We start from the raw sequence: 23,788 nt of genomic DNA, 5'->3' as shown, positions 1-23,788 counted from the left end.
AAGCCATGCCGCGCGGTTCGCGGCTTGTAGCTTGTAGCTGATAAGGAATCTTTTATGACCCAGAAATTCGACGTAGTGGTAATCGGTGCAGGCCCAGGCGGCTATGTGGCTGCCATCAAGGCCGCACAACTTGGTCTGAAGACTGCCTGTATCGAGAAGTACACCGACGCCGAGGGCAAGCTGGCCCTGGGCGGCACCTGCCTGAACGTAGGTTGCATTCCTTCCAAGGCGCTGCTGGACAGCTCCTGGAAATACAAGGAAGCCAAAGAGAGCTTCAACGTCCACGGCATCTCCACTGGCGAAGTGAAGATGGACGTGGCCGCGATGGTTGGCCGCAAGGCTGGCATCGTCAAGAACCTGACCGGCGGCGTTGCCACCCTGTTCAAGGCCAACGGCGTTACTTCGATCCAGGGCCACGGCAAGCTGCTGGCGGGCAAGAAAGTCGAAGTCACCAAGGCTGACGGCACCACCGAAGTGATCGAAGCCGAGAACGTGATCCTGGCTTCCGGCTCGCGCCCGATCGACATTCCGCCGGCTCCGGTCGACCAGAATGTCATCGTCGACTCCACTGGCGCCCTGGAATTCCAGGCCGTACCAAAGCGCCTGGGCGTTATCGGTGCTGGCGTGATCGGCCTGGAGCTGGGCTCGGTATGGGCTCGCCTGGGTGCTGAAGTGACCGTCCTGGAAGCCCTGGACACCTTCCTGATGGCGGCCGACACTGCCGTGTCGAAAGAAGCCCAGAAGACCCTGACCAAGCAAGGCCTGGACATCAAGCTGGGCGCTCGCGTCACCGGCTCGAAAGTCAACGGCAACGAAGTCGAAGTCACCTACACCAACGCCGAAGGCGAGCAGAAGATCACCTTCGACAAGCTGATCGTTGCGGTCGGCCGTCGCCCGGTGACCACCGATCTGCTGGCTGCCGACAGCGGCGTGACCATCGACGAGCGTGGCTACATCTTCGTCGACGATCACTGCGCCACCAGCGTACCGGGCGTATACGCCATCGGTGACGTGGTGCGTGGCATGATGCTGGCCCACAAGGCCTCGGAAGAGGGCATCATGGTGGTTGAGCGCATTAAGGGTCACAAGGCCCAGATGAACTACGATCTGATCCCTTCGGTCATCTACACCCACCCGGAAATCGCGTGGGTCGGCAAGACCGAACAGTCCTTGAAGGCTGAGGGTGTTGAGGTTAACGTAGGCACCTTCCCGTTCGCGGCCAGCGGCCGTGCGATGGCAGCCAACGACACCGGCGGTTTCGTCAAGGTCATCGCCGATGCCAAGACCGACCGCGTCCTGGGTGTACACGTGATTGGCCCATCGGCTGCCGAACTGGTGCAGCAGGGTGCAATCGCAATGGAATTCGGCACCAGTGCCGAGGACCTGGGCATGATGGTCTTCAGCCATCCAACCCTGTCCGAAGCGTTGCATGAAGCAGCGCTGGCAGTGAATGGCGGCGCCATTCACGTGGCCAACCGTAAGAAGCGTTAATCATAAGAAACCACGGCGGGCAGCCCGTCGTGAGTCTTGCGTGCATGACTCACCGCGGAACGTCCGCCGGACCGGATCACATGGGATAACCCGGGGTCAACGGTCACAGGTGGTGCGGCGCCAGTGATGGCGCAGCGCCGAAGCGCAGTACCTAACGAAGACGGTAAAAAGCATGAATCTTCACGAGTATCAGGGTAAGCAGCTGTTCGCTGAATACGGCCTGCCAGTTTCCAAGGGTTTCGCAGTCGATACCCCTGAGCAAGCTGCAGAAGCCTGCGACAAGATCGGCGGGAACGAGTGGGTTGTAAAAGCCCAGGTTCACGCAGGTGGTCGCGGCAAGGCGGGCGGCGTCAAGCTGGTTCGCAGCAAAGAAGACGCCAAGGCGTTCGCTGCACAGTGGTTGGGCAAGAATCTGGTTACCTACCAGACTGATGCCAACGGTCAACCCGTCTCCAAGATTCTGGTCGAATCCTGCACTGACATCGCCAAAGAGCTCTACCTGGGCGCTGTAGTCGATCGTTCGAGCCGCCGTATCGTGTTCATGGCTTCCACCGAAGGTGGCGTGGACATCGAGAAAGTCGCTCACGAAACGCCTGAGAAAATCCTCAAGGCCACCATCGACCCACTGGTCGGCGCTCAGCCGTTCCAGGGTCGCGAGCTGGCGTTCCAGCTGGGCCTGGAAGGCAAGCAAGTTCAACAGTTCGCCAAGATCTTCGTTGGCCTGGCCAAGCTGTTCAAGGATCACGACCTGGCACTGCTGGAAGTGAACCCGCTGGTGATCAAGGCCGATGGCGACCTGCACTGCCTCGATGCCAAGATCAACATCGACGCCAACGCCATGTACCGTCAGCCTAAGCTGAAGACCTTCCACGACCCGTCGCAGGACGACGCCCGTGAAGCCCACGCTGCCAAGTTCGAACTGAACTACGTTGCCCTTGAAGGCAACATCGGCTGCATGGTCAACGGTGCCGGCCTGGCCATGGGTACCATGGACATCGTCAACCTGCACGGCGGCAAGCCAGCCAACTTCCTCGACGTTGGCGGTGGTGCTACCAAAGAGCGCGTTACCGAAGCGTTCAAGATCATTCTGTCCGACAGCAATGTCGCGGCCGTTCTGGTCAACATCTTCGGCGGCATCGTTCGCTGCGACATGATTGCCGAAGGCATCATCGGTGCAGTGAAAGAAGTCGGCGTTAAAGTTCCGGTCGTCGTTCGCCTTGAAGGCAACAACGCCGAACTGGGCGCTAAAGTACTGGCAGAAAGCGGTTTGAACATCATTGCGGCAACCAGCCTGACCGACGCTGCTCAACAAGTTGTCAAAGCTGCGGAGGGCAAGTAATGAGCGTCCTGATCAATAAAGACACCAAAGTCATCTGCCAGGGCTTCACCGGCTCGCAGGGTACTTTCCACTCCGAACAGGCCATCGCCTACGGCACCAAGATGGTCGGCGGCGTAACGCCAGGCAAGGGTGGCACCACCCACCTGGGCCTGCCGGTGTTCAACACCGTGAAGGAAGCCGTGGAAGCTACCGGCGCTGACGCTTCGGTCATCTACGTACCGGCCCCGTTCTGCAAGGACTCGATCCTGGAAGCGGCCTTCGGCGGCATCAAGCTGATCGTCTGCATCACCGAAGGCATTCCTACCCTGGACATGCTGGATGCCAAGGTCAAGTGCGACGAGCTGGGCGTTACCCTGATCGGCCCTAACTGCCCAGGTGTCATCACCCCGGGCGAGTGCAAGATCGGCATCATGCCAGGCCACATCCACCTGCCAGGCAAGGTCGGTATCGTTTCGCGTTCCGGCACCCTGACCTATGAAGCGGTCAAGCAGACCACCGACGCCGGCTTCGGCCAGTCGACCTGCGTCGGCATCGGCGGTGACCCGATCCCAGGCTCCAACTTCATCGACATCCTGAAGCTGTTCCAGGAAGACCCGAAGACCGAAGCGATCGTGATGATCGGTGAGATCGGCGGTTCGGCTGAAGAAGAAGCCGCGGCCTACATCAAGGCCCACGTGACCAAGCCTGTCGTTTCCTACATCGCTGGTGTTACCGCTCCTGCGGGCAAGCGCATGGGCCACGCAGGCGCCATCATCTCCGGTGGCAAGGGTACTGCGGACGAGAAGTTCGCCGCCCTGCAGGACGCGGGTGTGAAAACCGTGCGTTCGCTGGCTGACATCGGCAAGGCCCTGGCCGAGCTGACTGGCTGGGAAGCCAAGAAGTAATACTGCTACACCCCCCACGCGCACAAAGGCCACCTTCGGGTGGCCTTTGTCGTTTGTGGGGTTTCTGTAGGCCGGTGCTGGCGATAGGGATTCTTCGATAGGTTTGATAGGAATTTTCACGCAGACGGATGTTTCAATCCGAGGATAATTCCCCCTGTCATCGGTCGCACAGACGACAAACATGTACGCACATCGGACAAGCAGCACTGTGCCAGTGCGTTTGACTGACAAAACAGTTACATTACGCGCTCACTCTGTGCCCGTACCCCAAAAGGGAACGACACGCTAAACGGGTCTGGCCTATCAAGCCGGGCAGCATTTCCCCTCATCCAAAGGGAAATCCCCTCTCGAATCCCGATTTCAGCAGTGTGGTACTACCTTAAATGAAAGTTCTCAAAGGCCAGGATATCCTGGCGCTTGGCTTTATGACGTTTGCGCTTTTTGTGGGTGCAGGCAATATCATCTTCCCGCCTATCGTCGGTCTGCAGTCTGGCCCGCATGTATGGATGGCGGCACTGGGCTTCCTGGTGACTGCCGTCGGCCTGCCGGTCATCACCGTGGTCGCCCTGGCCAAGGTCGGTGGCGGCATGGACGCACTGAGCAGCCCGATCGGCAAGTTCTTCGGTGGCTTGCTGGCAGCCGTGTGCTACCTGTCGGTAGGCCCGCTGTTCGCCACCCCGCGTACCGCGACCGTGTCGTTCGAAGTGGGTGTTGCGCCGCTGACCGGTGAGAGCCCGCTGGCGCTGTTCATCTATAGCCTGGTGTATTTCGCCGTGGTACTGGCGGTGTCCATGTACCCGGGCAAGCTGCTCGATACCGTCGGCCGCTTCCTGGCGCCGTTGAAGATCATCGCCCTGGCAGTGCTGGGCATCGCTGCCTTCGCGCTGCCAGCCGGAACCATTGGTGACGCACAGCCGGCCTATGCCGCCGCAGCATTCTCCAAGGGCTTCTCCGACGGCTACCTGACCATGGATACCCTGGGTGCCCTGGTATTCGGTATTGTCATCGTCAACGCCATCCGCTCGCGCGGTGTGGAGTCGCCCAAGCTGATCACCCGTTACGCCATCATCGCTGGCCTGATCGCCGGTGTCGGCCTGGCGCTGGTATACATCAGCCTGTTCCGCCTGGGTGCCACCAGCCACGATATCGCCGCAGACGCCACCAACGGTGCCGCGGTGCTGCATGCCTACGTACAGCACACCTTCGGCTCGCTGGGCAGCGGCTTCCTGGCCGTGCTGATCGCGCTGGCCTGCCTGGTGACTGCAGTTGGCCTGACCTGCGCCTGCGCCGAGTACTTCAGCCAGGTCCTGCCGCTGTCGTACCGCGCACTGGTGGTGATCCTCGCTGGTTTCTCGCTGCTGATCTCCAACCTGGGCCTGACCAAGCTGATCATGTTCTCGATCCCGGTGCTCACCGCCATCTATCCGCCGTGCATCGTGGTGGTCGGCCTGAGCTTCGTGAAAGACCTGTGGAACTCGCCAACCCGTATCCTGGCCCCGGTGATGCTGGTGTCGCTGGTGTTCGGCATGGTCGACGCGATCAAGGGCAGCAGCCTTGCCCATGTGTTGCCAGACTTCATGGCGCACCTGCCATTGAGCGATGCCGGCATGGCCTGGCTGGTGCCTTCGGTGGTGACCCTGGCGGGCGCCGTGGCCTGCGACCGCATGCTCGGCAAGCCGCGCGAGGCGCTGGCCTGACCTGGTACGTCGAAGCCTGAGGGCGGCACCGGCCACAAGCCGAAGGGTGCGCGCCAAGGGTGGAAACCGGAAAGCCCCGTATCCGAAAGGATGCGGGGCTTTTTGCTTGCTGGCAGCGGGCTTTTCGCAGCAGGCGAGGTTTTTTCAGTGTGCAGGTGTGCCTTTTGCCGCTTGCCAGCGTCGAAATCCGGTCCCTATCCTTGAGGCACATAGCCCTTTCGGTAACCCTGCATGAACTTCATTCAGACCAACCTCAACAACCTGCTGGCCCTCGCCTGGTTCGCCCTGTGCTGGGGGGGTTATACCCGCTATGCCATCTGGAAGGGGCGTGACACTGCGTGCCTGGCCAGCGTACTGCACCTGTACCGCGAAGACTGGATGCGCCGCATGCTGCTGCGCGACAACCGCATTGCCGATGCCAGTGTGATCGGCAACCTGGAGCGCAACGCCTCGTTCTTTGCCTCCAGCACGCTGATCATTCTCGCCGGCATTCTCACCGTGCTTGGCGCCTCCGACCGGGCGTTGTCGCTGCTGGCCGACCTGCCACTGGTACAGCAGGCCTCGCAGGGCATGTCGGAGATGAAGCTGCTGTGCCTGGCAATGGTCTTCGTCTATGCGTTCTTCACCTTTAGCTGGTGCATGCGGCAGTACAACTTTGCTGCCGTACTGGTGGGGTCGGCGCCGATGATTGGTGAACGGCTGGTCAATGAGATGGAGCGCAAGGCATTCGCCTCACGTGCCGCGCGGGTACTGTCACTGGCGGCGAACCAGTTCAACCTGGGCTTGCGCTCGTATTACTTCGGCATGGCCTTGCTCACCTGGTTCATCAGCCCCTGGCTGTTCATGGTGGTGAGCGTGGGCGTGGTGTTGATTCTGTACCGCCGTGAGTTCCATTCCGATGTACTGGAAGTGATGGTCTTCACGCCCACCGAAAGTGCCCCCACGGACGCGGCCAAGGAAAGCGCTGCTGGCAGCGCTTGAGTGGAGCAGCAGGCACCACGTTCCCTAGCGGCTGTCAGCCTGCGCCTGCAGCCAGGCTACCGTCGCCGGCGAGGCCTGGCTGAGGGGGATCGAAGCCTGGTGCACGCTGCCATCCCAGCCCTCCATGGTGATCCACAGTTCAGCGTTGGGTTGGGTCCTGGCAGGGACTGGCACGGAAGCCCCCATGCTGTACGGTGAACCAAAGAAGATGCTCCCGGCCGCGCGCAGGCTGCGTGGCTTGCCCACCCGCAGGTAGGTGGCCTTCACCTCGCCTATACAGTGGCTGCACAACGCCGCACTGAAACTCTTGAAGTACCCGGCCGGGCCTTCCTGGCGCGGCGCCGCAGCGCGGAATTCGGCCAGGCGCAGGCTCCATGGGCCCACTGCGACCACGCCCGCCTCACGTTCACCCAGCCCGGCTTCACCTTTGAACAACGCCTGGTCAGCAAAATATCGGGGCATGAAACCCAAGGGCACGAGTATCAGCAGAATGTTCAGGTGAAAGCGCCATTTCAACCACCAGCGGCGTGCGGCAGAAGGTGCTTCGGCTTGGGTGGCATGGCTCATGGCGTGGTCTCCTTCAGGTGCGCGGCGGGGGTCGCGGTGCTCGCTCGGGCGGCACGCGGCTTGCGTTTCAGTGCCGCAGCGGTGGCCTGGGCGGTGCGTTTGCTCCAGATCAGCAGCCCGCTGAGCACCATCAAGGTCAGCACCAGGCCAAAAAAGAACCAGATCATCTTGACCCAGAGCCCGCCAAAATCGCCTGTGTGCAGCGGGCGCATGGATTCAGTGACGAACTCCAGCGAAGTGCGATCATCCAGGGTGTGCGAGGTGGCGACCACGCCGGTATAGGGGTTGATGCTCGCGCTCTGGTACATCAGCGGGTACCAGCCGCGGCCGCGGATATTGAAGGTGTCGTAGGCATTGCCGGGCAGGCGCACGAAGGACGCCTCGAAGCCGGGGATCTGCGCCGCTACCGTTTCGATGGCATGCTCCAGGCTGACCAGCCTGGGCGCCTCGCCAGGTTGTAGCAGCGGTACGTCCTCGCGGGCGACCACGGCGGGTACGTCGCGGCTTGAAATGGAGATGTGGTTGTCGGCCAGCAAGGCCTGGATCAGGAACCAGGTGCCGGTGATCGCGATCACGGCAATGAACCAGATCGACCAGATACCGCTCAGGCGATGGAAGTCACCCCAGAAGATGCGCGCACCCTGGCGCAAGCGCAGGGTAGGTTTGAGAAAGCCTTTCCAGAAGCGCTTGTAGACAACCAGGCCGGTGACCAGCGAGGCGAGCATCGGCAAGCCCAGCAGCGAGACCAGGTACCACCCCCACGGGTAGCCGTTGCCGAAAGGCACCAGCCACCAGCCATGCAGGGCGCGGGTGAACTGGCGGAAGTCGAAGGACGGGCTGATGCCCTGGATCTTGCCTGTATAGGGGTTCACATAGAGGTTCTGGGTGGTGTTGTCCGGTTGCACCACCTGCACCTGCAGCGCGAAGTGCGACTCGTCCGGGCGCATGATGTATTGCACATCCAGATCGGGGCGGGCTTCACGCAGGGCCTTGAGCACCTGGTCATAAGTCAGCAGTGGCGCATCATCGCTCGGCTTCGCCGCGCGTATCTCCGGTTTGGCCAGCCATACCAGTTCCTGGCTGACCACTGCCAGGGTGCCGGTGAAGCAGACGATCAGCACGAAGAACCAGATGGGCAGGGCCAGCCAACTGTGAACCAGGAACCAGAGTTTCGAGCGTGACTTCTTGGACATAGGGGCCGGTGCCTTGTGGTTTGGGTGGCTTGCGCGTCGATCCCTCGCGGTATGAGGAAATTCCCGCCGGTACCCTTATGACGCGCGAGCGTCGGCAAACCGGAAAACCGCTGGTCGTGTGCAGCACCTTCAGGGCCGCCCGCGCCAGCCTTGGCCGGTGGCCGTGCGCGGTTAATTTTCCCGATGCTCCATCCGTTTCGTAGGGATAGCCGAGTTGTTACTCGAAACCAATGTGCACGGATGAAACCAGATGAATGTTGAGAAGTCCCTGAAGCTCGCCCGCCGTTTCATTGAGCTGCCGGTGGAAAAGCGGCGGCTGTTTCTCGAAACCCTGGCCAGCGAGGGTATCGACTTTTCACAATTCCCGATCCCTGCAGACGTCGCCGTCGACGATCGCCACGCACTGTCCTATGCCCAGCAACGCATGTGGTTTCTGTGGCAGCTGGACCCCCACGGTGCCGCCTACAACCTGCCCAGTGCGGTGGTGCTGAAAGGGGCGCTGGACACCTCGGCGGTACAGCGCTCGTTCGAGCAGGTACTGCAGCGTCACCAGGCCCTGCGCACCGTGTTCCAGGCTCAGGGCGACGACGTGGTGCAAGTGGTGCAGCCAGCAGCCATCGTCATAGACGAACACGACCTCCAGGCGCTGGCCGGCGAGGCCCGTGACGCCGCTGTGGCGCAGGCCGTGCGGGACGAAGCCGGTTTGCCTTTCGACCTCCAGCACGGCCCGCTGTTTCGTGTGCGCTTGCTGAAGCTGGCGGCCCAGGAGCACGTACTGCTGTTGACCCTGCACCATATCGTCGCCGATGGCTGGTCGATGAACGTCCTCATCCAGGAATTCGTCCACGGCTACGATGCCCTGGTTAGCGGGCAGGCGCCGGAGCTGCCTGAGTTGCCCATTCAGTACAGTGACTACGCGCTGTGGCAGCGGCGCTGGCTGGAGGCTGGGGAGCAAGCGCGACAGCTGGCCTACTGGCAGGCCAAGCTGGGCGACCAGCATCCGGTATTGCAGTTGCCTGCCGACTACCCCCGGCCGCTGCAAGCCAGCCGCCAGGGGCAGCGCCTGGCCATCGCGGTGCCACAGGGCCTCAGCGAGCGACTGTCGGGCCTGGCGCGTCAGCAAGGGGTTACCTTGTTCAGTGTGCTGTTGGCCGGCTTCAAGCTGCTTTTGCAACATTACAGTGGCCTGCAGGACATCCGTGTCGGGGTGCCGGTCGCCAACCGCAATCGCGAAGAAGTCGAGGGGCTGATCGGCGTATTCGTCAATACCCAGGTGTTGCGCACCGAGCTCGACCCGCAGATGTCCGTCGCCCAATTGCTGGCCGATATCCGCGAAACCACCCGCGCGGCCCAGAGCCACCAGGATTTGCCGTTCGAGCGTTTGGTCGAAGGCCTGCAAGTCGAGCGCAGCCTCAGCCATACGCCGTTGTTCCAGGTGTTGCACAACCATCAGGCGAACGTCGCCGACATCGGCGCCTTACGCAGCGAATCAGGCCTTGAGCTGCAAGTACTGGAGCGCCACGAGCGCAGTGTCCAGTTCGAGCTCACCCTCGATACGGTGGAGCGGGACGGCCAAGTGCAGGCCGCATTCACCTATGCGAGCGAGTTGTTTGCCCCGGCCACCATCGAACGTATGGCGGGCCATTGGCTGAACCTGTTGCAGGCCATGGCCGCTGACCCGCTGGCGGCCATCGGCGACTTGCCGCTGCTGGGGGCCGGCGAGCGGCAGCGGCTATTGCAGGCCAGCCAACCGGCAGCCAGCGAGTTCGCTGTCGACAGCGTACTTGCGCTGTTCGCCGCGCAGGTGGCGCAGCAGCCGCAGGCCCCGGCACTGGTGTTCGGCGACCGGCAACTGAGCTATGCCGAACTCGATGCCGATGCCAACCAGCTGGCGCACCAATTGATCGAGTGGGGCGTCGGGCCTGAAGTACTGGTCGGTATTGCCGTCGAACGGTCGGTGGAGATGATCGTTGGCCTGCTGGCGATCCTCAAGGCCGGTGGTGCCTATGTGCCGTTCGACCCGGAGTACCCGCAAGAGCGCCTGGCCTACATGCTGGCCGACAGCGGTGTGCAGCTGCTGCTGACCCAGCAGGCGCTGCTGCCACGCCTGCCGCAGGACACACCTGTGCGTTACCTGGTGCTCGACCAGGCTGCAGAGGCGCTGGCGCGCTTCAGCACAGCGGCTCCGCCTGCGCGGGTGAATGCCGATAACCTGGCCTATGCCATCTATACCTCGGGCTCTACCGGGCGTTCGAAGGGTGTCACCATCAGCCATGGCGCCCTGGCCAACTACGTCCAGGCGGCACTGCAGCGCCTTGCGCTGGGCCAGGCTGCGAGCATGGCGGTGGTCTCCACGCTGGCGGCCGACCTTGGCCATACCACCCTGTTCGGCGCACTGTGCAGCGGCAGCTGCCTGCATGTGATTGCCCTGGACATCAGCCTGGACGCCGAGCGTTTCGCCGCCTACATGCACGCACACGCGGTGGACGTGCTGAAAATTGTCCCTTCCCATCTGCAGGCATTGCTCGATGGCCCGCACCCGGCCCGGGCACTGCCGCAGCGTGCGCTGGTGCTGGGCGGCGAGGCTTGCCCCGCCGGGCTGATGGCCCAACTGGCGCAGCTGGCCCCGCACTGCACGCTGTTCAACCATTACGGCCCGACCGAAACCACCGTAGGCGCGCTCGCCGATGCGGTCGAGGCGCCATCGGCGACGGGGCGTGTGCCGCTTGGGCGGCCGTTGGCCAACATGCAGGCTTATGTGCTGGACGCTTCGCTGCAACCGCTGAGCACCGGTTGCCAGGGCGAGCTGTATCTTGCCGGTGCAGGGGTGGCGCGAGGCTATCACCGCCGCGCGGCGATGACCGCTGAACGCTTCGTGCCCAACCCGTTCGGGGCCGCCGGTAGCCGCGTGTACCGAACCGGCGATCTGGCGCGGCAGTTGGCGAACGGCCAGGTCGATTACCTGGGGCGGGTCGACCATCAGGTGAAGATTCGCGGTTACCGCATCGAACTGGGGGAAATCACCGACACCCTCAAGCGCCAGCCCCGTGTGCACGACGCCGTGGCCGTTATCCACGGCACTGGCAGCGCGGCCCGTATCGTCGCCTACGTGGTGCCCGACAGCCAGGCCGACGCCTCGCAGGTGCTTGCCGACGCACAAGCGGCGCTGGCCAGACAGTTGCCAGACTACATGCTGCCGAGCCGCTTCATGGCAGTGCCCAGCATGCCACTGACACTCAATGGCAAGCTCGATTTGCGTGCCTTGCCGGTGCCTGACGAAGGCCCGGCACAGGCCTACCGTGCCCCGCAGACCACCTTGCAACAGCAGCTGGCGCTGATCTGGCAGGACGTGCTGAACGTCGCCCAGGTAGGGCTTGATGACAACTTCTTCGCCCTGGGTGGGCATTCCCTGCTGGCGACACAGATCATCGCCCGGGTCCGGCGCATCCTGGGGCGTGACGTACCGTTGCGCAGCCTTTTCGAAAGCAACTCGCTACAGGGCTTTGCCGACCAGGTACTGGGCGCTGGCGCGCAGCACGTCGAGCCGATCGCAGCGGTGCCGCGTGACCAGCCCCTGGTCGCGTCGCACGCCCAGCAGCGGCAATGGCTGTTCTGGCAGATGCAGCCGCACAGCACCGCCTACCACACACCTATGGTCGTGCGCCTGCGTGGCGAACTGGATCGTGCCGCATTGACCCAGGCCTTCGCGATCCTCTGCGAACGCCATGAAGCCTTCCGCACGACGTTCGTCGAGCGCGATGGCGTGTTGCTGCAGCGCATCCAGCCTGCGGGTGAACTACCGCTGGCCTGGGACCAACTGCCGGCAACGGCCGAGCTGGCACACATACAGGCTCAGGTAGTGGCCGAGACCCAGCGGCTGTTCGACCTCGGCACCGGCCCGTTGTGGCGCGCCAGGGTGCTGCAGTTGGGCGAGCAGGACCAGCTGCTGGTGGTCACCTTGCACCACATCATTTCCGATGGTGGTTCGATGAGCGTGATGGTGCGTGAGTTCGTTGCCCTGTACCAGGCCTTGCATCGGGGCGAAGCGCCGGCATTGGCCAAGCTGCCGATCCAGTACGCCGATTACGCCGCCTGGCACAAGCACTGGCTTGAGCAGGGCGAGCTCCAGCGCCAACTGGACTACTGGCGCGGGCAGCTGGGAAGCGAGCAGCCTATCCTGGAGCTGCCAATCGACCACCCGCGCAGCGCGCTGAAAGACCACCGCCTGGGGCGGGTCGCGTTCGCCCTGGACAGCGAACTGGCGCAGCGCTTGCGGCAGTTGGCGCGTGAGCATGAGCTGACCCTGTTCCAGCTGTTCCTCGGGGCTTTTGCCCTGTTGTTGCAACGCTACTGCGAACAGCCCGATGTACGCATCGGCATACCGGTGAGCAACCGTAGCCGGCAAGAGCTGGAAAACGTCCTGGGCTTTTTCGTCAATACCTTGGTCATGCGCGTCGAAGTCGACCCGGCCATGAGCGGCGCGGCGCTGCTCAGCCAGGTCAAGGCCACGGCGCTGGCCGGCCAGGCGCATCAGGACCTGCCGTTCGACCGCCTGGTCGAAGCCTTGAACCCGCAACGCTCGCTGGACCGCAACCCGCTGTTCCAGGTGATGTACAACCACCTCAGCATTGCCGGCCAGCAGGTTGGCAGCTCCAGCCTGGCAGGTTTGCATGCCGAGGAAATGACCCTGCAGGGTGGCACCGCGCAATTCGACCTGACCCTGGAAACGCTGGAGACCGACGCGGCGATCAACGTGTCGTTCCTCTACGCTGCCGAGCTGTTCGAAGCCGCTACCCTGCAACGCATGGCTGAGCACTGGTGCAACTTGCTGCGCGGCCTTGCCGCCGACCCAGCCCAGGCTGTCGGCGAGCTGCCGTTGTTGGCGCCCCAGGAGCAGGCGGCCCTGTTGCAGGGCTGGCAACAGGCGGGGCTCGCGGCCGCGCCGGCGGCGGTCCACCAGCTGATTGCCGAACAGGCCCAGCGCCAACCGCAAGCGGTAGCGTTGCTGGTCGGCGACCAGCAATTGAGCTACGGCCAGCTCGAGGCTCGGGCCAACCAGCTGGCACACCGCCTGCGGGCGCTGGGTGTCGGCCCCGACGTGCTGGTGGGCATCGCCCTGGAGCGTTCGCTCGACATGGTTGTCGGTTTGCTGGGCATTCTCAAGGCCGGGGGCGCGTTCCTGCCGCTCGACCCTCAGTACCCGGCAGAGCGCCTGGCCTACATGATGCAGGACAGCGGCATCGACCTGTTGCTCAGTCACAGCCGGGTGCTGCCGGGCCTGGACGTGCAGGCCGGCATTCGTACGCTGCTGCTCGACCAACGGGTTGAGCAGCCGGGCGCCGACCATGCGCCCACCGTGGCATTGAGCCCGCAAAACCTGGCCTACGTGATCTACACCTCGGGTTCTACCGGCCAGCCCAAAGGCGTTGCGGTCGCACACGGGCCGCTGGCCATGCACTGCCTGGCCACTGGCCAATGGTACGAAATGACCCCGGCGGACCGTGAGCTGCATTTCCTGTCGTTTGCCTTCGACGGTGCCCATGAACGCTGGCTGACTTCGCTGGTCATGGGGGGCAGCCTGCTGCTGCGCGACGATGAGCTGTGGAGCCCCGAGCGCACCTACGAGGAGATACGCCGGCATGGGGTGACCATGGCCGGATTCCCGCCGGCCTACCTGCAACAGCTGGCCGAGCATGCGGCGCATGCCGGTAACCCTCCACCGGTTCGTCTTTACAGCTTTGGCGGCGATGCCATGCCGCGGGCGACTTACGAGCGGGTGCAGCAAAGCCTGCAACCCCAGGTGATGATCAATGGGTATGGCCCCACCGAGACCGTGGTCACGCCGATGGTCTGGCGTACCCGCGCCGGGGATCATTGCGACAGCGCCTATGCCCCGATCGGCCAGCCTGTCGGCGAGCGCAGTGCGTGTGTGCTGGACGCCGCCCTGGGCCTGCTGCCAGCAGGCGTGGCCGGGCAGCTGTACCTGGGCGGTGCCGGCCTGGCCCGCGGCTACCTGGGGCGCCCGGGGCTGACGGCCGAGCGCTTCGTGCCCGACCCGTTTGGCTCCGAGGGTGCGCGCCTGTACCGCACCGGTGACCAGGTTCGCCTGCGCGCCGACGGGCAGTTCGATTACCTGGGGCGGATCGATAACCAGGTAAAAATCCGCGGCTTCCGTGTCGAACTGGGCGAAATCGAGGCGTGCCTGCTGGCCTGCGCCGAGGTGCGCGAGGCCGTGGTGGTAGCCGTCGACGGCCCAAGCGGCAAGCAGCTGGCGGCTTATCTGGTGCTGGCCGATAGCATTGCCGCACACGGGCCGGCCGAGCAGCGCGAGCAGCTGAAGGCGGCGCTGCGCCAGAGCCTGCCGGACTACATGCTGCCGACCCACTGGCTGGTGCTTGAGCAACTGCCGTTGCTGCCCAATGGCAAGCTCGACCGCAAAGCACTGCCGGCACCCGACTTCAGCGCCCTGCAGCAGGCCTACGTGGCGCCACGCAATGCCCTGGAGCAGCGTCTTGCCGCGTTGTGGCAGCGCGTGCTGAAGCTCCCGCAGGTGGGCGTGAGTGACAACTTCTTCGAGCTCGGGGGTGACTCGATCATCTCGATCCAGCTGGTCAGTCGGGCGCGTCAGGACGGCCTGCTGTTCAGTGCCCGTGATCTGTTCGAGCATCAGACCGTGGCCGCACTGGCCAGCGTTGCCCAGGTTGGCGCATGCGAGGTGCAAGCCGACCAGGGGCCGCTCAGTGGCGAGCAGGTGCTGCTACCGGTGCACCAGCTGTTCTTTGCCCAGGAGATTCCGGCACGTCACCACTGGAACCAGTCGATCCTGCTTGAACCACGGCAGCCTTTGAACGCTGCTGATCTGGAGCGGGCCCTGCACGCCCTGGTCGAGCACCATGATGCCTTGCGCCTGAGCTTTGCGCCCACCGATGATGGCTGGAAGGCGCGCTACCGCAGCCCCGCACAGTGCGCCCAGGCGGCACTGCTGTGGCAGGCCGCGGTGGATGATGAAGGTGGGTTGCACACTTTGCTCGAGCAAGCGCAGCGCAGCCTTGACCTGGAAAACGGGCCATTGCTGCGTGCCTTGCTGGCAACGCTGGCGGACGGCAGCCAGCGCTTGCTGTTGGTCGTTCATCACCTGGTGGTGGATGGGGTGTCATGGCGCATCCTGCTGGAGGACCTGCAACAGGCCTACGCTGCCCTGCTTGCGGGTAACCAGCCGAACCTGCCCGCCAAGAGCCATTCCATGCAGGCATGGGCCAAGCGCTTGCAGGGGCATGCAGCGCACATGCAGGGCCAGCTTGGCTACTGGTGCGAGCAGTTGCAGGGGCGCGCCGCACTGCCACGTCGGCAGGTCAGCGACCTGGCCGCAGCCAATCAGCAGTGCCACGCCCACACGGTTTACAGCCGCCTGGACCGCGCCTGGACCGAGCGGCTGCTGCGCGAGGCGCCGGCCGCCTACCGCACACGGGTCAACGACCTGCTGCTGGCAGCCTTGGTGCGGGTGATTGCAGGCTGGACCGGGCGCGACGAAGTGTCGGTGCTGCTGGAAGGTCATGGCCGTGAAGCGCTGTTCGACGACCTGGACCTCAGCCGCACGCTCGGCTGGTTCACCACGGTGTTCCCGCTGAAGCTGGCGGTGCCCAGTGAGCTTTCCCACACCTTGAAGCAGGTCAAGCAGCACCTGCACAGCATTCCCGACAACGGCATCGGTTTCGGTGTGCTGGGCCAATGGGGCAGCGCCGAGGCGCGCCAGCAATTGGGCCATGTACCGCTGCCGGAAATCACCTTCAACTACCTGGGCCAGTTCGATGGCAGCTTCGATCAGGCCCAAGCGCTGTTCGTGCCGGCCAAGGAAGACAAGGGCGCCGATCACGACGCGCAGGCGCCGCTGGGCAACCTGTTGAGCCTCAATGGCCAAGTGTACGGCGGTGAGCTGAGCCTGGGCTGGACGTTCAGTCGCGAGCTGTTCGATAGCGCCACCCTTGAGCGCCTGGCCGCAGATTACACCCGCGAATTGCAGGCGTTGATCGAGCACTGCTGCACACCGGGGGTGTGCGGTGTGACGCCGTCCGACTTCCCGCTGGCGCGCCTGTCGCAGGCCCAGCTGGACCAACTGCCAGTGCCCGCGGCCGAGATCGCCGACCTCTATCCGCTGGCGCCGATGCAGCAGGGCATGCTGTTCCACGCCTTGTACGAGCAGCAGGCGGGGGATTACGTGAACCAGATGCGCGTCGATGTCGACGGCCTGGATGTCGAGCGTTTCCGCCGTGCCTGGGAGGCTGTACTGCAGCGCCACGATATCTTGCGCACGCAGTTCCACTGGGAACACGAGCAGGCCCTGCAGGTGGTACGCAAACACGTTGAACTGCCGTTCGTGGTGCACGACTGGCAGGGGCGCGAAGGCCTTGAGGCTGCCCTCGAGCAACTGGCGCTCGACCAGCGCCAGCAGGGCTTCGACCTCAGCCAGGCGCCGTTGCTGCGCCTGGCGCTGGTGCGCACTGGTCCGGCCCGGCAGCACTTGCTCTATACCAGCCATCACATCCTCATGGATGGCTGGAGCAACTCCCAGCTGTTGGGCGAAGTGCTGCACCAGTACGCCCTGCTGGGCGACGGGCAGCCCTCGGCATTGCCACCGGTCACCAGCCGCTACAGCGATTACATCGGCTGGCTGGGCCGGCAGGACGCCGCTGCCGGTGAAGCGTTCTGGAAAGACTGCCTGCGCGACCTGCAAGGGCCCACCCGCCTGGCGCAGGCCATTGCCTACGAGGCCCAGGCCGAAGCAGGGGAGGGCTACGCCGAGCATGTGCAGGTGATCGATGCCGCCACCACCGGGCAGCTGGTGGCACTGGCGCGCCAACACAAGGTCACCCTCAACACCTTGCTGCAGGGGGCCTGGCTGTTGCTGCTGCAACGCTATACCGGGCAGGACAGCGTCACGTTCGGGGCTACGGTTGCCGGGCGCCCGGCGGCGCTCAAGGGCATCGAGCAGCAGGTGGGCCTGTTCATCAACACCTTGCCGGTCACTGCCAGCCCGGCCCCGCAGCTGCCATTCGCGCAATTCCTGCAGCAGCTGCAGGCGCAAAACGTGGCCATGCGCGAGTTCGAACACACCCCGCTGTTCGACATCCAGCGCTGGAGCGGGCAGGGCGGCGAGGCCCTGTTCGACAACATCCTGGTCTTCGAGAACTACCCCGTTTCCGAGGCACTGCAGCAGGGTGCCCCGGCAGGCTTGAGCTTCGGTGAGGTCTACAGCCGCGAACAGACGCATTACCCGCTGACCTTGTCGATCAGCCAAGGGCAGACCTTGCAGTTGCACTACAGCCATGCGCTGGAGCATCTGCAGCGCCCGGCGCTGGCTGCGCTGGCCGACAACTTCCAGCATGTGCTGCAGCAGTGCCTGAGCTTGCCGCTGGACAGCTGCCTGGGCGCGTTCTGCCTGGTAGCCCCTGCCACCCGCGAAGGGCTGTTGCAGCACGTCAACCAGACGGCTGCCGATTACCCGCTGCAGCACAGTTATGCCGAGCTGTTCGAAGCGCAGGTGGCCCGTACCCCGCAGGCGGTCGTTGCGGGCTGCGGCGACCGGCAGTACAGCTACAGCGAGCTCAACCGCCGTGCCAACCGTGTGGCCCATGGGCTGATTGCGCTGGGGGTCGGGCCTGACCAGCCAGTGGCATTGCTGGCGCAGCGCAGCCTTGAGCTGCTGGGCATGATGGTGGGCACCTTCAAGGCCGCCGCCGGCTACCTGCCACTGGACCCTGGCCTGCCACAACAACGCCTGAGCCATATCGTCGCCTTGAGCCGCACCCCGGTGTTGCTCTGCACCGAGGCGTGCCAGGCGCAGGCCGAGGCCTTGCTGGACGCACTGGACGAAGCACGGCGGCCGCAGCTGCTGGTGCTGGAAACCCTCGACCGGCCTGGCAGCGCCGAGCACGATCCGCAGCGCTACAGTGGCCCGCAGCACCTGGCGTACGTGATCTACACCTCGGGCTCGACTGGGCAGCCCAAAGGGGTGATGGTCGAGCAGGCGGGCATGCTCAACAACCAACTGAGCAAGGTGCCTTACCTGGGCTTGGGGCCGGACGACGTGATCGCCCAGACCGCGTCGCAGAGCTTCGACATTTCGGTGTGGCAGTTCCTTGCAGCGCCACTGTTTGGCGGCTGTGTGCAGATTGTGCCAAACGAACTGGCCCATGATCCCGAAGCCTTGCTGCAGCAGGTGCGCGAGCAGCGCATCAGTGTGCTCGAGAGTGTGCCGTCGTTGATCCAGGGTATGTTCCAGGCCCCGGCCATTGCCGTGCCGTCGCTGCGCTGGATGCTGCCCACTGGCGAAGCGCTGGCGCCGGAGCTCGCTCGTCAATGGTTGCAGCGCTATCCCGATGTCGGGCTGGTCAATGCCTATGGGCCGGCCGAATGTTCCGATGACGTGGCGTTCTTCCGCGTCGACCTGGCGAGCACGCAAGGCGTGTACCTGCCCATTGGCAGCCCGACCGACAACAACCGCCTGTATGTGCTGGACGCCGCGCTGGAGCTGGCGCCGCTGGGCGTCACCGGAGAGCTGTGCGTGGCAGGAACCGGCGTGGGCCGTGGCTATGTCGGCGACCCTCTGCGTACTGCCCAGGCCTTTATTCCGCACCCTTGCGGGGCGCCCGGCGAGCGCCTGTACCGCACTGGCGACTTGGCCCGGCGCCGTGCCGACGGCGTGCTGGAATACGTCGGCCGGGTCGATCACCAGGTCAAGATCCGCGGCTTCCGGATCGAGCTGGGCGAGATCGAAGCCGCGTTGCTCGACAGCGATCAGGTACGCGAGGCGGTGGTGATGGCCCAGCCCGGCGCCAACGGGCCGCAGTTGGTGGCCTATTGCGTGGCGGATGACGCTGTGGCTGCCGACGCGCTCAAGCAACAGCTCAAAGCCAGCCTGAAAGCCCGTCTGCCCGACTACATGGTACCTGTGCACTGGGTGCTGATGGCGCGTCTGCCGCTGACGCCGAACGGCAAGGTAGACCGCAAGGCGCTGCCGCTGCCGGACATGAGTCAGGCACGCCAGGCCTATGTTGCCCCGCGCAGTGAACTGGAGCAGCAGCTGGCCGCGATCTGGCAGGACGTGCTCAAGCTTGAGCAGGTGGGGCTGGACGACAACTTCTTCGAACTGGGTGGCGATTCGATCGTTTCCATCCAGGTGGTCGGGCGCGCCCGCCAGGCCGGCATCGCCTTCAGCCCCAAAGATGTTTTCGAGCAGCAGACGGTGCAGGGCCTGGCGCGTGTCGCTCGGCGGGGTGCCGCTCAGCAGCAGATCGACCAGGGCCCGGTCAGCGGTGAGCTGCACCTGCTGCCGGCCCAGGCCGAATTCTTCGCGCTGGCTATTCCCCAGCGCCATCACTGGAACCAGTCGGTGCTGCTGGACGCCCTGCAGCTGCTGGATGCCGACCGGCTGGAACACGCCCTGCACCAGTTGGTGGTGCACCATGACGGCTTGCGCCTGAAGTTCGACGAAAGCGAACAGGGCTGGCGCGCCAGCTTCGGCGAAGCGCACGTGCGCCACGCGCTGTTGTGGCAGCGTGACTGTGCCGATGCGCAGGCGCTGGAGGCACTGTGCGACCAGGCCCAGGCCAGCCTGTGCCTGGGCAGCGGCGACCTGGTGCGTGCGGTGCTGGTAACGCAACCGGGCGAGTGCCAGCGCTTGTTGCTGGTGATCCATCACCTGTTGGTCGACGGGGTGTCCTGGCGAATCCTGCTGGAAGACTTGCAGCGTGCTTATCGTCAATGCGTGGCGGGCCAAACGGTGGTGCTGCCGGCCAAGACCAGTTCGCTCAAGGACTGGGCCGGGCAGTTGCAAGCCTATGCTGGCAGCGCAGGGCTTGGCAGCGAGCTGGCGTACTGGCAGGCGCAGTTGCAGCACGACCACGCCGAGCTGCCCTGCGACCACCCGGGCGCCGGGCAACAACGCCGACGTGCGCGCACGGTCAGCACGCAACTTGACCGCGAAGTGACCCGGCAGCTTCTGCAAGAGGCTCCGGCCACCTATCGTACTCAGGTCAACGACTTGCTGCTGACTGCGCTGGCGCGCGTGGTGGGTCGCTGGAGCGGCCAGGCCGCGACGCTGATTCAGCTGGAAGGGCATGGCCGCGAAGAACTGTGCGCCGACCTTGACCTCAGCCGAACCGTCGGCTGGTTCACCAGCCTGTACCCGGTGTGCCTGCGCGTCGAGGGCGAGCTGGGCGCGTCGATCAAGCAGGTCAAGGAGCAGTTGCGCGCCATCCCCAACAAAGGCCTGGGTTACGGTGTGCTGCGTTACCTTGGCAGTGACGAGCAGCGTCAGGCCCTGCAAGGCCTGGCAACACCACGCATCACCTTCAACTACCTGGGGCAGTTCGACGCCAGCTTCGATGGCGCCGGTGATGCCTTGCTGCAACCTTCCCGGCTGGGCGTCGGCGCCGAACAGAGCGCTGACGCGCCGCTGGAAAACTGGCTCAGCCTCAATGGCCAGGTCTATGGCGGCGAGCTGCGCATGGGCTGGACGTTCAGCCTCGACCTGTTCGACGAACAGACCGTGCAACGCCTGGCGGACGATTACGGGCGCGAGCTGCGCAGCCTGGTCGAGCATTGCCTGCAGGCCAACGAGGCCGGTGAACAGGGCATGACACCTTCGGACTTCCCGCTGGCGGGCCTGAGCCAGGCCCAGCTCGATGCGTTGCCGGTACCGGCGGCGCAAGTCGAAGACATCTACGCGCTGTCGCCGATGCAGCAAGGCATGCTGTTCCACTCGCTGTACGAGCAGGGCAGCGGTGACTACATCAACCAGATGCGTGCCGATGTGCAGGGGCTGGATGCCGAACGGCTGCGGGCCGCCTGGCAGGCAGTCTACGACCGCCACGAGGTGCTGCGCGCCAGTGTGCTGTGGCAGGGCCAGCAGCAACCGTTGCAGGTCATTCACAAGCACCTGGCCGTGGCGCTGGTGTACCAGGATTGGCGCGAGCGGCGGGAGCTGCCCACCGCGCTCGACCAGTTGGCCAACGCCGAACGCCTGCGCGGGTTCGACCTGGGTAAAGCGCCGCTGCAGCGCATCCAGGTCATCCGCATTGGCGACGATCGCTACCACCTGATCGATACCAACCACCACATCCTCATGGACGGTTGGAGCTATTCGCAGCTGCTGGGGGAGGTACTCGAACAATACGGTGCCCAGGCCCGCGGCGAGCCTCGCCCAGCGGCGCCGGCAGGGCGCTACCGCGATTACATCGGCTGGTTGCAGCGCCAGGATGCGCAGGCCAGCGAGCAGTTCTGGAAAGCCCGCCTGGCGGACCTGGAACAGCCCACACTGCTCAGCCGCAGCCTGGCGACCGGCCAGCCATTGGCCGAAGCCGACGTAGCCGGGCAGGGGCAGGTTGTATTGCTGCGTGATCGCCAGCAAACCCGCCAGCTCAGCGATTTCGCCCGGCAGCACAAGGTCACGCTCAACACCTTGATGCAAGGGGCCTGGTTGTTGCTGTTGCAGCGTTATACCGGGCAGGCGGCGGTCGCATTCGGTGTCACCGTAGCGGGCCGTCCTGCCGAGCTGCGCGGCGTCGAAGCGCACATCGGGCTGTTCATCAACACCTTGCCGGTGGTTGCCAGCCCGCGCCCGGAACAACCCGTGGTGCAATGGCTGCAAGCGTTGCAAAGCCTCAACCTGCAATTGCGTGAACACGAACACACGCCGTTGTTCGAGATCCAGCGCTGGGCCGGTCACGGCGGCGAGGGGCTGTTCGACAGCATCATGGTGTTCGAGAACTACCCGGTCTCGGAGATCCTCCAGCAAACGGCACCCGAGGGGCTCCGTTTCGATGCGGTGCACAACCATGAGCAGGCCAACTACCCATTGACCCTGGCGGTCAACCAGGGCGAGACGCTGTCGGTGACCTTCGGCTACGACCGTGGCTGCTTCGCTGCCGTGCAGGTCGAGCAACTGGCTGGGCACCTGCGACAGTTGCTGGAGCAGATTGTCGAGGCCTCGGCGCACCAGGCGCTGGGCAGCCTGACGCTGCTCGATGCGCAACAGCAGCAGGCCACCTTCGCCCAGTGGAACCCGGCCCCCGCCGAGCACCCGGCCGACCAGGCCCTGCACAGCCGCATCGAGGCCCAGGTACAGCGCACCCCCGATGCCATCGCCGTCACCTGCGAGGGCCAGGCCCTGAGCTATGCCCAGCTCAACCAGCGTGCCAACGCCCTGGCCCAGCGCCTGGTCGACGACGGGGTCGGGCCTGACGTGCTGGTCGGCCTGGCCGCCGAGCGCTCGCTGGACATGGTCGTTGGCATCTTCGCCATTCTCAAGGCTGGCGGTGCCTATGTGCCGCTGGACCCGGCCTACCCGGCCGACCGTTTGGCTTACATGATCGAAGACAGCGGCCTGCAGCGCGTGCTGGCCCAGCCCCAGGTGCTGGCCAGCCTGCCGGTGCCGGCAGGCGTGCGCGTGCTCAGCCTGGAAAGCAACGATGACAGCAGCCAGGCCGACCCGCTGGCCTGCTCGCCGGTCACCGTCAGCCCGGACAACCTCGCCTACGTGATCTACACCTCCGGTTCCACCGGCAAGCCCAAGGGCGTGCTGCTGCCGCAGCGCAACGTGCTGCGCCTGTTCACGGCCACCGACGCCGACTTCCGCTTCGGCAGCGACGACGTGTGGAGCCTGTTCCACTCCTATGCCTTCGACTTCTCGGTGTGGGAAATCTTCGGCGCCCTGCTGTACGGCGGGCGCCTGGTGATCGTGCCGCAGCACACCAGCCGCTCGCCCGAGGCCTTCTACCAGCTGCTGGCCGACGAGCAGGTCACGGTGCTGAACCAGACCCCGTCGGCGTTCAAGCAACTGATGGCAGTGGCCACCACGGCCGAGCCGCAGCGGCCATTGGCATTGCGCAGCGTGGTGTTCGGGGGCGAGGCGCTGGACGTCAACAGCCTGGCACCGTGGTTCGAGCGCTTCGGCGACCGCCAGCCGCAGCTGGTGAACATGTACGGCATCACCGAAACCACCGTGCATGTCAGCTACCGGCCGCTGTCGCTGGCTGACCTGGGCAAGGCGGCCAGCAGCCCGATGGGCGTGCCGATCCCCGACCTGTCCTGGTATGTGCTCGACGGCGACCTGAACCCGGTAGCCAAAGGCTGCATCGGCGAGCTGTACGTCGGCCGCGCCGGCCTGGCGCGCGGCTACCTCAAGCGCAGCGACCTGAGCGCCACGCGCTTCGTGCCGGACCCGTTCGGTGCCCCTGGCGGGCGCCTGTACCGCACCGGTGACCTGGCGCGCTACCACGCCGACGGGGTGATCGAATACGCCGGGCGCATCGACCACCAGGTGAAGATCCGCGGCTTCCGCATCGAGCTGGGTGAGATCGAAGCCCGCCTGCAGGCGCAACCACAAGTGCGCGAGGCCCTGGTGCTGGCCCAGGAAGGCGCGACCGGCCAGCAGCTGGTGGCCTACCTGATCCCCGCTGCCGAGGTAGCGCTGGAGCAGCAGGCCGGGCTGCGTGCGCAGCTGCGCGAACAGTTGAAGGAAGCGCTGCCGGACTACATGGTCCCGGCGCACCTGCTGCTGCTCGACCGGTGGCCGCTGACAGCCAACGGCAAGCTCGACCGCAAGGCCCTGCCCAAGGCCGATGCCAGCCTGTTGCA

Annotated in this window: 8 protein-coding genes; 6 read left to right on the top strand and 2 right to left on the bottom strand. The window is 64.8% G+C overall.

Going from position 1 to position 23,788, the window contains the following annotated elements; genetic code table 11:
* The first annotated feature begins 54 nt into the window (after positions 1 to 54).
* From lpdA to E8E68_RS11460, 5 genes are all read left to right on the top strand, one after another.
* Positions 55 to 1,491 (top strand): dihydrolipoyl dehydrogenase, encoded by a 1,437-nt coding sequence (gene lpdA / locus E8E68_RS11480; RefSeq protein WP_110745656.1) that lies wholly within the window; start codon positions 55 to 57, stop codon positions 1,489 to 1,491.
* A gap of 172 nt (positions 1,492 to 1,663) precedes the next feature.
* Positions 1,664 to 2,830, top strand: a complete 1,167-nt coding sequence (gene sucC, locus E8E68_RS11475; RefSeq protein WP_003254205.1) for an ADP-forming succinate--CoA ligase subunit beta — start codon at positions 1,664 to 1,666, stop codon at positions 2,828 to 2,830.
* Positions 2,830 to 3,714 (top strand): succinate--CoA ligase subunit alpha, encoded by an 885-nt coding sequence (gene sucD / locus E8E68_RS11470; RefSeq protein WP_003254203.1) that lies wholly within the window; start codon positions 2,830 to 2,832, stop codon positions 3,712 to 3,714. Before sucC ends, sucD begins: the two co-directional genes overlap by 1 nt.
* A gap of 383 nt (positions 3,715 to 4,097) precedes the next feature.
* Complete coding sequence (brnQ, locus tag E8E68_RS11465) at positions 4,098 to 5,411, top strand: branched-chain amino acid transport system II carrier protein (protein WP_266034747.1); 1,314 nt, start codon at positions 4,098 to 4,100, stop codon at positions 5,409 to 5,411.
* A gap of 231 nt (positions 5,412 to 5,642) precedes the next feature.
* On the top strand, positions 5,643 to 6,392 hold the full coding sequence (locus E8E68_RS11460) for a DUF599 family protein (protein ID WP_280341451.1): 750 nt from the start codon (positions 5,643 to 5,645) through the stop codon (positions 6,390 to 6,392).
* Positions 6,393 to 6,416: 24 nt separating this feature from the next.
* On the opposite strand, the gene E8E68_RS11455 is transcribed toward E8E68_RS11460, so the two are convergent.
* Both E8E68_RS11455 and E8E68_RS11450 read right to left on the bottom strand, forming a co-directional pair.
* A complete protein-coding gene (locus E8E68_RS11455; RefSeq protein ID WP_110745658.1) occupies positions 6,417 to 6,959 on the bottom strand; it encodes a thiamine pyrophosphate-binding protein in 543 nt (180 codons plus the stop codon).
* Positions 6,956 to 8,152 (bottom strand): PepSY domain-containing protein, encoded by a 1,197-nt coding sequence (locus tag E8E68_RS11450; RefSeq protein ID WP_266034754.1) that lies wholly within the window; start codon positions 8,150 to 8,152, stop codon positions 6,956 to 6,958. Before E8E68_RS11450 ends, E8E68_RS11455 begins: the two co-directional genes overlap by 4 nt.
* A 250-nt stretch (positions 8,153 to 8,402) precedes the next feature.
* Here E8E68_RS11450 and E8E68_RS11445 point away from each other — a divergent pair.
* Positions 8,403 to 23,788 (top strand): non-ribosomal peptide synthase/polyketide synthase (locus E8E68_RS11445; RefSeq protein ID WP_280341447.1); only part of this gene is annotated, 15,386 nt, incomplete at its 3' end.

This window comes from Pseudomonas sp. BN607, assembly GCF_029871175.1.
Classification (GTDB): domain Bacteria; phylum Pseudomonadota; class Gammaproteobacteria; order Pseudomonadales; family Pseudomonadaceae; genus Aquipseudomonas.
The sequence above is the reverse complement of the archived record's forward strand: the minus strand, read 5'-3'. Positions and strand labels throughout refer to the sequence as shown.